1 protein-coding gene is annotated in these 12,561 nt (G+C 54.7%); it reads right to left on the reverse strand.

Going from position 1 to position 12,561, the window contains the following annotated elements:
- Positions 1-66: 66 nt before the first annotated feature.
- Positions 67-12,540: a DEAD/DEAH box helicase family protein gene (locus tag CC94_RS21860; protein ID WP_084675395.1), complete on the reverse strand. Its 12,474-nt coding sequence runs from the start codon at positions 12,538-12,540 to the stop codon at positions 67-69.
- Between the last annotated feature and the right edge of the window lie 21 nt (positions 12,541-12,561).

Genomic DNA, 12,561 nt, shown 5'->3' on the forward strand with positions numbered 1-12,561 from the left:
CCCGTCGGTTTAACCATTGCCGGCGGGGATTTTTTTTGTCTGCTGGTCATCGGTAAAGCACCTAAATTACCTCAGGCGAGGATGCACAATAGACGCCCTAGCATAATCACTCATTTGCTGTGACCGCTCTTTGATAAGGTCGCTGTATTCATTACTGATTTCAGCCCTCTCGTCAGTCGACAAGTTACGCTCCTTGAGCAGTTGCGTCCGCCGCCGTTTAATATCCTCGATCTCAAACTTCATATGCCTGAGATTATTGGCCCGGCTCTTCATGGGGTCAACCGAATACATGTTGACCCCCAAAAGTCGAAGTGCAGCCTGGGTTTCCGTGGTCTTCACGTCCCCCTGCTTATCGACGGCGCCGTTCAGTGCATCATAAAGCTTTCCTGCAAAGCCGTTGTTTGTTACCCAGGTCGGAGCGGACAGGTTCCACAAATACCCCATGATCGAAGCGATTTGCTTGCTGGTCGGGTCGCGCTCATCCACAATCTCTTTCTTCGTGAAGGGATCAATATTGGTCTGGATCGCCGAGATCATGCTGGTGATCGGGCCGCCTAAAATACCCGTGGTCTGGATGGCGTCCGAAATCTCCCCATCTTTCAGGCTGTGTACCAGCTCGGTCCACATTGTCCACGGCAAGAAGTAACCAAAATCGATTGCCTGCCATTTCCCGTTTTCATCCTTTGCCGGGATGAAGTACGCATGTCCGCGCTTTTGCAGCCATTCTGGCAGGGCCAGTTTCAGCTTTTCCACCTCATCGTCATCCACATCCGCCATGCCGGCCACCAGGGCGGTCAGCACGAACGGAACGGCCATATAAGGCGCGAATGCCCAAGGCCGGGTAGCGGCCACCTCCAGCATTCTCGGAAGCGCCTTCATGTAGAACGTCAGGAACGGAACGCCGATGGGCGCGTTTCTGAGATAACGCATGGACGGCGTAACCAGGGAATAGTCGAACATCCATTTTTGCGCCTCCAGTGCCGCCTGGCTTTCGCTCGCACCTTTCTCCATTTCGTCAATAATCTTGGCAGTCTTAAAGATGGCTTCGCTGAATTGGTAGAGGTCGCCGGTCTTATCCATGATCTTTCCGCCGATCGACTTCAAATCGGCAAAACCAATGCCTTTTTTATTTCTCTTTTCAACGTCCAGTAATTCCCGATCGATCCTAAACATCTCCTGAGAGCTGAACGTCGATTCGGTTATGCCGTATTTCCTGGCAATTTGCCAATGCTTTCCATCGCTCTTTATCTCCCTGATGGCTTGAATAACGCGCGAAGGCACTTTATGAAACGGCACTCCGGACAGATGCAACAAGATCCCGTTCGAGAGGAAGTTTCTCACCTGAGCGGGCGGATTGGCGGCCACCTTGCTCCATTTCCAGAGCTGAGTAAACTGGGTCGCCAGCCCGCCATAACCCAATACCTGCTCGGCTATGCTTTCATCCCCGGTGTTAACACGGGTGGCCCCTACAATGTCATCATAGATTTCCGTACGCACGATCAGTCCGCGCATCGCGCCGTACCGAGGCGTATTGGGGATTTTCTTGAATCCTTTGGGCGCTACGCTGGCCTGTTCGGATTGCAGCGACTGGTCGGCAACCTCATCCATTTCGTTCGCAAGCTCGATAGCCTCCATCTTATCGGCCTCAATGTAATGGATGGCTTGAGCGCGAATACGCTGCGCCTCGGCCTTCAAATAAAGCGGCGTCACTTTCCGGCCTTTCCAGTCAACCAACGATTGCTGCAAAACCCAATCCTTGTTTTCCGAAATCTGCTCCAGCCAGTCGAGCAACGCAACATCGCGCATTTGAATGCCGTAGCCTTTCGAAGCCAGATAACCGGGGTTGGTAATTTCGCCAAGAATCAGCCGGCGCACGTCGGGCGGAATGTCTTTGCGGGATTTCAAATAACCCATGTTGGACGGTTTCTTGCCGGTCCCCAGAGCGGAAATGATGTTGTCGTCTAGTAAATGCTTGAGGTACAGCCTCGGCAAATACCCGCCTAGGTTCCGGTCGTAGGTTTCTTCATCGAGAAGCCCGCGGTCGACCAGCTTCTGCCCCACATCGATGATCGTCTTCTTCGTTTTGACAGCACTGGCCCGTATGGCCTCGTTCTTGATGATCGAGGGATTCGCATACTTGTTGGTCAGGTACTCGAACACATTGGCCTGATCCTCTCCGGCGTCTTTGAAGGCGTCGTAAATGCCTCTGGACACCTCGTCGACCTTGGCCAGTTTCCCCAGCGTCAAATACCGCTTCACGAGGTAATCGTCTTTATTGGGCAGGTCTTTAAGCGGGCCAATACCGTCCAGCGCATGAATGATGTTGTCAAGATAGTGCTTTGCCCTATTCTTCAACTCATGTTGTGATGATTCAGCGTGATCGCCGAGTAATTCATCAATGGACTGATTTTCGTTCTGTGCTCGGCTGAATTTGATGCCGCTTGAACTTTTGTCCGAATCGGGTATCTTATTATCGCCAGCTCCCGTTCCGTTTCGGCGAAGTGTAGATTCGGGATGTGTAGCCGCAAGTGCGTCTCCAGCCGAGCTTGCGGCATCTGGCTTTATTTCGTACCCTGTAACCATCCAAGTATTTGAAGCTGGTCGCTTGACCAATATCACCTCATTCTTGCCATCGTTAATTGTGGCGCTCTTTACGTTTCCGTGTTCGTAATATCGAACCTCTTCCCCTCGCGCAATCGTTTCCACCAAGTCGAACAGCAGCCTCTTTGCTTGCGCATCGGTCAAGCCGTCCTTCCGTTGCCGGGCCTCCAGAATATGCGATAAGCCTTTTGCACCCTTCCGCCGGCCCCGCGCATCAGCCGCTTTCCCCTCTTCGCCCCAAACAAAATCCACCCATCCCATACCGGTCCTAAACATAGCCCGGTGCTCGGTCGTTTTGTTTAGCAGCGCCTTGGTCATGGCTGCCTTACCACGTCGAATGTTGGCTTCGACCGATTTCATTGCGGAAGCGCTGAGGCTGATGCCATTACTCCCGACTTTACCATTCTCGATGGTTTGCTTTACGTTTGAGCTTGCAACCTTTGCCCCATATCGCGACATTGCTGCCAGATCGGCCGGCGTCAGCGAGCGGATAAAACCCATGTCCAGGCCGGAACGAATCAGCGCCACGCGGATTGCCGCAATGAAATCCTCGATCGCCTTCCGGACCAGGCCGCCCAGCGAATCAGGACGCTTGCTGTACTCCGAAACCAGATAGGCGCGGTATTCCTCGGCTTGGTCGGCTGCTGGCGTCTTAGCGTCCATCACGCGCCGGTATGCGGCCTTTTCAATCGCGCTACCACGGCCGGCCGCCGCATGTTTGAAACTGCGGTCGAGCTGGTTTTCAAAGCGGTTGATTGCGGCTTTCAGTTGCGGGTCGACGGCTTCGGCCCGGTGCAGGAGTTCGTGGGCCAGGACGGACGGCAGGTTATCCTGATTGAGCATATCGGCAACCAGATACATCTGGTCGTGCCGCCCGTCATAGAGCGCTTCGACGCCGCTGAGCTTGCTATATTTCGCAGTGATGCTAACGTCTTCGTCGGAGAAGATTACATAGTTGTAATTTTCGCGCTCGCCAGATCGACTGGTGCCATCCAGGTATTTGATGCCGCGAATTCCGAGTGAATGCAGATAATCGGATGCGGATTTTGCGGTTTCCGCACCCATCCCAGCTTTAGCAATCGTGATCGAATTATACATTTGCTGACCTGAAGGGTTATTCTTCGCCATATTTGGCAATTCAGAATCAAGCAAGGCTTGTTCAAGCAAGTGTTTGACTTTATCGCTTTGCTCACTCAGCGGCTTATCCCAAAGCAAATACTCGTCTTGTTCTGGGGCGAGTTCGACTTGGTAAAGACGGCCTTGCTTGGCCAAGGCCTGTTTTGTCTCGTCCGATAAGTCATAATCATCGGGGTGTTTTAATGCCGCAGAGATAGCTTGATGTGGGTAGTCAAAGCCCAGCCAATCATCATTCTGCAAGGCAATCAATAGGTCCTTCTGCGCATCACTCAGATTGGGGCTTGCCAGCATTTCATCAACTGCGTCACTGGGGGTCGAATACTCATCGTATGAGTCCCTCGCCAAGTCAATGAAGTCTCTGGCACTGAGCCCCTTGCGGTAATACTCAGCAATCCCTTTACTATCTGCAAAATAAAGCCCGTAGCCGAACGCCTGCGCGCCCTCACCTTTGCCGATATGTTCCAGACTGAACCGGTCAAAATCGTGTGGTGTGCCATGCCAGGCCGCATGATACAGCGCTGTGCCGCGCTCCTGTAGATAGGCCGGAAGATCTTCGACCGATTGCACTACTTTCAACTTCCCGGCATCGAGCAGCCGCTTGACGCGCTTGGGCAGCCAAGATTTAACGTCGTCGACGGTGCTGCTGGTTTTCGTTGCGCCTGTGCTTTTTTTGACGCCAGCCGCGGGCCGCTCAATATGCCGCAACCGAACAAACCAACCATTACCGCGTCCATTGGCCTGATAAGTGAACTGGTCGACCGCCTTGGCCATGCCTTCATTCGGCACAAATACGCCATCCAGCACCTTGCCTTTTTTGGTCGTTACCTGAACGGCCGGCGCATCGGTCAAAACCTTGTCGCCTTTCAGTTCGAACTTGGCTCTGTCTGCGCTCTCGGCAATGGCGCCGGATTCCTGCGCGGCTTTCTCGGTTTGCTTTGCCGCGGCATCGGCTTTGGCGACTTGATCGCGCCAGCTTTCCGGCTTGGCTCCTTCGGTATGTTCCTGAACATTGCGCGGCCGTATGCTCAAATTCTCGATACGCTCGAACAGTTCCTTGATGTTTTCCGCATTCGAGTAATCGCGGTCCTGCTGCTGAACCTTGTTGGCGTCGGACTCGCTTACCTTGTCGATCACCACAATGCGGGTTTTAACGCCGGTCCCGGCGCGTTCGAACGTGGATGATGGCAAGCGAATATTGGCCGCCAGGTAAAAGTCCTTTGCCGTCTCGCTTTCCATCCAGGCATCAAACCGCTTATCGGCGGACGGTCCTTCCGGAATCAACGCGACAATCCGGCCATTCATGCGCAAATGCTTGGCTGCTTTTGCCAGGTGCTCGATCGCCGTCTTTCCGCCCGAACCGAACGGCGGGTTCATCACGATCGCATCGTACTTGTTGATGATGTTCAGATCCTCGAATTGCTCGCGCCGGATATCGCCGTCGAATACAAGTGCCAGGCGCGAACCCAATTCTCCACTCGGTTCGACGGCGGTTTTCTTGGCATCGTCGCGGAACCAGCGCGCAATTGCACCGTGGCCGGCGCTGGGCTCCAATACCGAATCCCCTGGGCGGATGTCTGCAATCTCGACCATCTTGAGCCCAACAGGCTCAGGCGTGGCGTAATAATCGACGCCTTCCGCGGACTTAGTGCGCGCGGTTTTCTTGTGCTGGCCAAAATACAGCGACTTGGCGCGGTCGAACTCGGATAGGACAGAGGCTGCCGCTTTGTCCGCCGCCTTGCCGCCTTTGCCCTCGTCTTCGTGCCCGGCCGGGTACGCATCGCTTTCCTCGAACGCATTGATGAACGCATCCTTGAGCGCCCGCGCACCTTCGCCGGCCGCCAGGTTCTCGGCGGTTGAGGCTCGTTGCGCAATCGTGGACGCAAACGCCCAGCGTTCCCAATTGGTCCCGGTATTCAGGTAGCGGAACAGCGCGTCCGACTGCTGGCCAACCCGATAAATCCGGCCTTCCTGCTGAATCGCTGTGGTCGGCTGCGTCGGTAGACCGATATTCAGCAAAACGCGCTTATGCTTTCCGGTGGTGTCGTGGAACGATACGCCCTCTTTCGCGCTGGCCGACTGCACCAGGATCAGGTTCTTTCCGGAAGTATCGTCATTGAACTGGCCGGCCAATTTAATTCGCTCTTTCGGGCTTACGTCGCCGTTATAGATCATCACATCATCGCCGAACTCGGCCCGGAAGGCGTTGATTGGCGAAGGCAAGGCGCTGAACGATTTCGCCAGGTCGCCGAACTTCTCATTGAAAGCGGCGATTTGACCGGCCAGGTCATTGTCGCCGTGACTGCTGAAAATGAACGGGTTGACCGCGCCGCCTTTCTTGTAGTCGTGGAATACCAGCACCTTCCTGCCCAGCGCCAGATGCTGCTTAATGACCGGAATCGCTTCCTGCGCCTTGATGGCTTCCAGCAAATATCGGCGCTGCAGGTGGTCGAACTTTTCTTTCAGTTCATCCGCCAGTAATTGATACTTCTGCTCGCGAATCCATTCCATGGCCTCATCGATGCGCCGGCCAATCGCTGACTCGACCAGGATAAACTTGCGGTCATAGTCGAAATTGACGTCGAGCGAACGGAAAGACAACGCCCCGGTTCTGCGCAACGTGGTATTGAACTGCCGCTCCATGATGCCGGTGTCAACGTTCGCATCCGGCCGCGTCAGCTTGTTATAGCGCATCCGGTAGCCGAAATGCTGCATGAAGAACTGGTCTTGATTATTGCCGGCGTTGTAATGATCGCGGGTTTTTCCTTCGCCATAGTCGAACAGATATCCCTCAGCGTAATCGATCGCCTTCACATAGGCGAACGGCGTCGCCGACAGGAATACGACCTTGGGGTCTTTCGCATTGCTAAGCGCATCATATTCGGCCTCGGCCGCTTTGCGAGTTTCGTTATATTTTGCCTTGGCCTTGTCATAGGCTGCGTTGGCCGCACGATATAACTGATCCATCGTATCGTCTTTGCTGAACGCCTCGTAATTCGATCGCGCCGACTTCAATGCTTGAACCACATCGGCGTGCTTGGCGTTGAACCAAGGGGAAAAACCGTTGCGGTGATAGGTGATGCCACGCAATGTTCTGAGCGCGTCGGTCGTGTCGCCGTTTTCGCTCTGCATCAGTTTGTGGGCCTCGTCGGCAATCACTAGATCCCACTCGCGAGAAACCAGAGCGTTGTTCATGCCAAAGTTGGCGTAGGTGGTAATGACCGGGCCCTTGCCGGCTTCCCGTGTGTTTTCCAGCAGGTTGATGTTCATGCCGAAAAACGAATCGGCCGCCTTCGCCCACTGGTCGGCGATATTGATCGACGGCACGACAACGATGATGTTTTTCTTGCCCTGCAGGTGGAACCGCTTGGCAATGCCCAACCCGGAGAAAGTCTTTCCGGTTCCGGTGCCATTGGTGAACAGAACCCCCTTGTGTCCGGACAGCCGGTTCTCGGCGAACAGCACATCCGCCTTTTGCCCATCGTTCAGCATGGGCAGCGTGGCGACAATATTATCCGGATCGCTCGGAACTACTTTTCTGGTGGTGGCAGCAGCCTTTCGGTTTCCTTGTTCAGCAAAAGCTTTAACCGTTGCGCTTGGGGCAGACTCAGCCTGTATTCCTGCGTTGCTATCGTTACCGCCTCGTTCACTGTCGTCAACTCCGGGAGCGAGTTCCGAAGATAAGGCTGGTCGCTCTGTTGAATGTACCGGCTTATTGCCTCGTTTTCGACCAGTAAGGGCAGTGTCAATTGCAGGGCGGCTATCACTTCCGGATCGTTCCCCTTCTTCTTTAACTCTGCCGCTTGCTGATCTAGCGTCTCGGTCAGTTTTTTGTCGCTCATCAGAAACAGCCGGTTCATTTCCTCGCTTTTCAGATTCTGCGTTTCCGCTATCTGGTTCCAAATTGGCGTCGGTACTTGGTGCATTGCCTTTCTCCAGGTCTTTCAGTTCGAATTTCTCTACGGTTCCGGCATCGTCCAGCCCATCGAATCCGGTCGCGCGCGGGTCGTACTTGACCGCCATGTACCAGCTTTTCAGGTATGGCTTCACCATGTCGCCCAAATCATCGAGCATTGCCCGCGAATAAGCCGCGAACGTGCGCGCGCCTTTTTCGATATGGTAACCGGCCAGCGTGATGCCAGCTTGCATCAATTCAGGGTCGATGCCGGAATTCAATTGCCCAAGCTTTGCCTTCAGGATTGCGCGGGCTTTCTCGGCGGCATCCTCGGTAAAGACTGTGTTCTTGCTGGGTTCTGGCTTCCTGTTGATGTCTTCCAGCGGATCCGTCATCCCGAAAACATCCTCGGTTTTCGGTGCGGACCCGGCCATTTCATCGAAAACGCTATCGCGCTCTCGGTCGGCCTTGGCTTTCTGCTCGGCCTTTACTCGGTCGGATTCTTCTTGCTTGAGTCGCTGCTTTTCGGCGCCTGCACGGCCCGCGAGGTCGGATTCTGTGTATCCTTGGAGAACTTCGTCCGCTTGAGATACTTCAGTACGTCTACCACCTGTTGTTTTGTCAGCTTGCTCATCGATCTTTCCCCAAAATGCCTCAATTTCTTCGGCCGACATTTCGCGGCCCATATCAATATTGTCGTCGTACTGTTCGAGCAGGAAATCGATAGCCGATTCGTCAATCTCTTCGTCATCGATCCGCTGTTCGAGTTCAAGCGCAAGGCGCGCCTGCTCGTCGCTGAATCGCTCCTGAGCCATAAGTTCAGCAGCTCGTTCGGAGCCGGCAGGATTATAAAACTTTTCGCCCTGGTTGATCGATCGCGAAACCTTATCCACCAAGTCGTTCGCCATCGGCGCATCGAAATTATAGCCGCGCAACAGTTCGGCCATTTCATCGTATGACCGGCCGGCCTTAGTAAAGACGCGCTTGATGCCTGAGCCTCTGTGACTGAATGAGGCAGGGTCGATGCCTTGTGCTTTGGCTTCGTCGCGGCTCAGGCCGCCGAGTTTGGCGATAGCGGCGAGCAGGTCGTCAGAATCGTTGACGATGGCCTTTTTCTTGGCTACAGGTTGAGCAGCCTTTCCAGCCAAGTTTTCTTGCGCTGCAGGTGCAACAGGCTGTGCGGGATCCGGATTTGCGTTTTGTTCGTTCGGTTGAATTGCTGGAATTGGGTTATTTGTTTGCGTAGACTCATTAATTAATTTTGTAGATGGGTAATTTTGATCAAGCCAGTTAAGAATATCCTTGGCCGCTTTACGGTGCGATTGAGAGGTAACGCCATCCTGGACAGAAACTGTTCTTTCAGCGCTCTTCCTGATGATTCTTGCTGCATCATGCGCAGCGGCTTCTTCGGAGTCGAACGTCTGATGTTCTGTTAATGGCGAAGAATTATATTCTTTACCATTAATTGAATAATCATGGCTAGAAATCCACTTGCCGCTTGGCAACTGGAGAGTTCTTACCATTGCGTTACCGCCTTTTAAAGTCGATGGCGTTTTGTTGACGTTGTTGGCTGACTCATCATCATAAACGCCGTGAGCGTTCGGCCTTACCGCTTTCTCGGCGGCACCCGCTTTCGCGGCTTGGTTCGTGCTTTGGTCATGAGTTGTTACCTTGGTTGATTCTGTTTCCTGTTTCTCGGCCAGCAGAGTTTTCAACAAACCTGCCGGCGCTACGCCTTTGTTAAATACCCCCCTGCTGTCGGTGTCAATTTCAACATCGACATGATCGCCTTCTTTCAGATTATCGATATTGATATTGGCGGGCACACGAATAGTTGTAGGCTCTTTGCGCCCACGATTCCAAACAAGGTCTACGCCTTGATGGGTTTCTGTTGTTGCATTGCGAATCGGCTTCCGGATCGCACCGCTCTCGATCTTAGCTTTCAGTTCGGATACCGGAATCTCGGTAATCGAGCCCAAACCCTTCCAGCCTTTGGCATAATTTTTCAGGTAGCCGACTTTCGCCTTGGTCTTGTTTTCAAAGCCAAGCATGATTTTATGTTCGTCGAACTTGCCGGTTTTCGGGTCGACCTGATTAACCACATAGGCCTTATCCGAATCGTGGTTGTCGCCCACGAATACATCGATGTGCTCATTGTCGGCGCCGGTCGAGCGCTTGATGTAGCCGTAATGGTGCGCCATGTCGACGGACCAAGGCTTACCGTCAGAGTCTGTACCGGAACGCTTAGATTTCTTCGGATTCTCGATCGTGATATCAAGGCCGTGCAACTTAATATGGCCCTTCTTGTAATTACCTGCTTCTTTCTGCGCGGCCGTTGGCTCGGGAAGGTCATTGGTTGGCGAAAGCGCGGCTTCGTGCGCGGCCGCATCGATCGCGGTTTGCCGCTCTACTGAACCAGTCGAGGAATCGTCAACCACTTTCCCGGTGGGAGCTTGTGCGGGTTCCGTCTGAAATATTCCACCATCATTTCCGCCAACTGCATTGGCGGGCATTGTCGATCCATGTTGATCATTTCCCTCGATATGCTGAGCAACTGGTTGGTGGGGTTCGGCGTAATCGTCTTGGTATTCGTCGCCATTGATATCCTTGTAGGTATTGCCTTCGATAGGGGTAACGGGCGTGCCGTCGCTTAGCTCGTGGGTGGCTACAAATACATTCGGCGCCGGACCCGCGCTTGCTTGATCATCGCGCGCCGGCATTTCGTCGGAAACAGCTTCCGCAGTCGTATTCGCCATATCTGCAAGTCGATCGCCACCTTGCAGAACCTCTCCGTTACCTGAACCCTGGGTCTTTTGCGCTTCCAGGCTTTGTGGTTGAACCGCGCCCGATAGTGCGTCCGCTTGTGGAGCAACCTCCGAACCACTTTCGGGAATTCGTACTGGCTTTTCTTTTTCACCTGCTACCTCCCCGTTGCCTGCCTCTGCAATTTGAGAATGATCAGTCGTGCCGTTATCGCTGCTTGAGCCCAGGCTTTCTGTATCGACTCGTTCGCCTCTCGATCTCTGAAAATCTTGCGCTGCTCGTTTTTCATTGGTACCTGCTTCTTGATGAGTTCCGCCCATGCGAGACAAGACGGAATCCGCATACTTCGAATTCTCCGCCGCGTCTTTTGAGCCGTAATAGGACTGCGCCGCTTTATGCAGGTCGCCGTCGTGCTTCTTGATCAGTTCGCCCAGGAACTGCGCGCCGGCATCGATGTTGTATTCCGCGTCGTTGGCCAGGCGCTCGGCGTCGAACTCCGGATGCCACTTCGGAATGATCTGCATGATCCCGAGCGCGTTGCTGGTGCCCGGCCGCAACGGCTTCCCGTCTTTGTCGAATTGACGGACGCCGGATTCCTGCAGGGCCACCGCTTTCAAAAACTCGGCCGGGATGCCGTGCCTATCGGCCGCCGCCTTCATCACGTCGTCGTATTCGGTACGCGGCTGCGGCTTCCTTAAGCCTTTCAGCGCGTGGTAAGGCGCTTCGCCCAAGGGTTGGTCGTCCAGGGTCGAAATCGTCGCGGACGTGCGGCCTGCATGGGTAATTTTTACCTCGCCGTATTCCGGATGGGTCGCGATATCGCCTTCGGCCGCGGACTGTTTCAGCCGCAACGTGTCCTTGCGGTGCTGCTGGCCGGCCGGGTCGTTTTTCTCCCAGTCGAGCAGGCCTGCGTCCAACTGATTGAGTTCCGCCTCGATGCCGGCAAGTTCTTGCGCCCTACTGCCGTCCGCGTCCTCGCCGGCCTTCAGCGCCTGCCGGATATCGATCAGGCGCTTTTTAAGTTCAGCGCGACGCCGATACGCTTCATGAGGATTGGCGGCCAGGTCAACGCCGCCTTGGCCAATTGGTCCGCCAGCCGGTCCAGATGGCTGTTCCGGTTCGAAAGGAACGCTTTCATCTGGCATTGCAGGCGCGCCTGGTTCGCTTTGCTGCGTTTGGCCCGGTGACGATGGATTGGGTGTTTCAGTGTTGATGCCATTTTGGCCTCCTGTTGTGGGTTGTTGAGATTGAGCGCCCCCCGCTTGAGCGGCTCTTTCCAATGGTCCGCGCGGTGCTCGTGCATGGTCGACCAGTGCATTGCCGGCACCAAATAGGGTTCCACCAGGCAAAGCCATCGCGGCGCCGAATGCCGCTTGCTCTGCGTTCTCTGGCGTATTGAGATTTTCAACGTCCGTGCCACCGCCATACGCCCCGGTATATTGTTGGGGAATTTCTTCGGCGGCTTCCTGTAGCCCGGCCTTGATCGCCTTCTTGCCCAAAATCTTGGCGCCTTCCTTGACGCCTTTTCCGGCCAGGTCGGAAACAATCTGCTTGCCTGCGCCGACCATGCCTCCCGGCTTGAAGCCGCCCAGGTTCTCAATGGCGGTGGTCGCTGCTGCCCCGGCCAGTGCGCGGCCCTTATCGTCTATCCCTTTTTGCTGTTGCTGCTCACGCTCTGACCCGTATTCCTGTGCCAGCATAGGCAGGTTGCCGCCGACATAAGAACCTGCCGCCGACAATGCTGGAACCGCAACCAGCGCAAGGGGGCCGGCCAATGATCCAAGACCTGCGCCAATCGCGCCGCCGATCGTTTCGCCAGCCAAAGCAAGACCAACCTGCCCGGCCATTTGTCCGGCCGACTCGGCAACGTAATCCCCAGGATGATTGGCAATGTCCGAAAATGACTGAACCGTCGGCTGCGTATCAAGCTGAATCTCTCCGCCTTTGCGCAAGGCTGCATCGCCAACGGAATCGAGCCCGATGTCTTTCAGTGCGCGCCCAACGCCCGATAATGTCGAGCCGCCAACATTGGTTAAAGCCTTTCGAAACGACGACGGCGGCTCATAGCCATCAGGAACCACGACGCTATCCAACGGGCTGGCGTTATTGCCGGGCAACTCGACATCATCTAGTGGGTTTCTGTCCATGTGGATACCTGGTTATTTTGT

It is taken from the genome of Methylomicrobium agile, from assembly GCF_000733855.1.
GTDB lineage: Bacteria > Pseudomonadota > Gammaproteobacteria > Methylococcales > Methylomonadaceae > Methylomicrobium > Methylomicrobium agile.

Coding starts and splice junctions, on each gene's coding strand:
- CC94_RS21860 (WP_084675395.1), bottom strand. CDS start 12,540: ATGGACAGAAACCCACTAGATGATGTCGAGTTGCCCGGCAATAACGCC.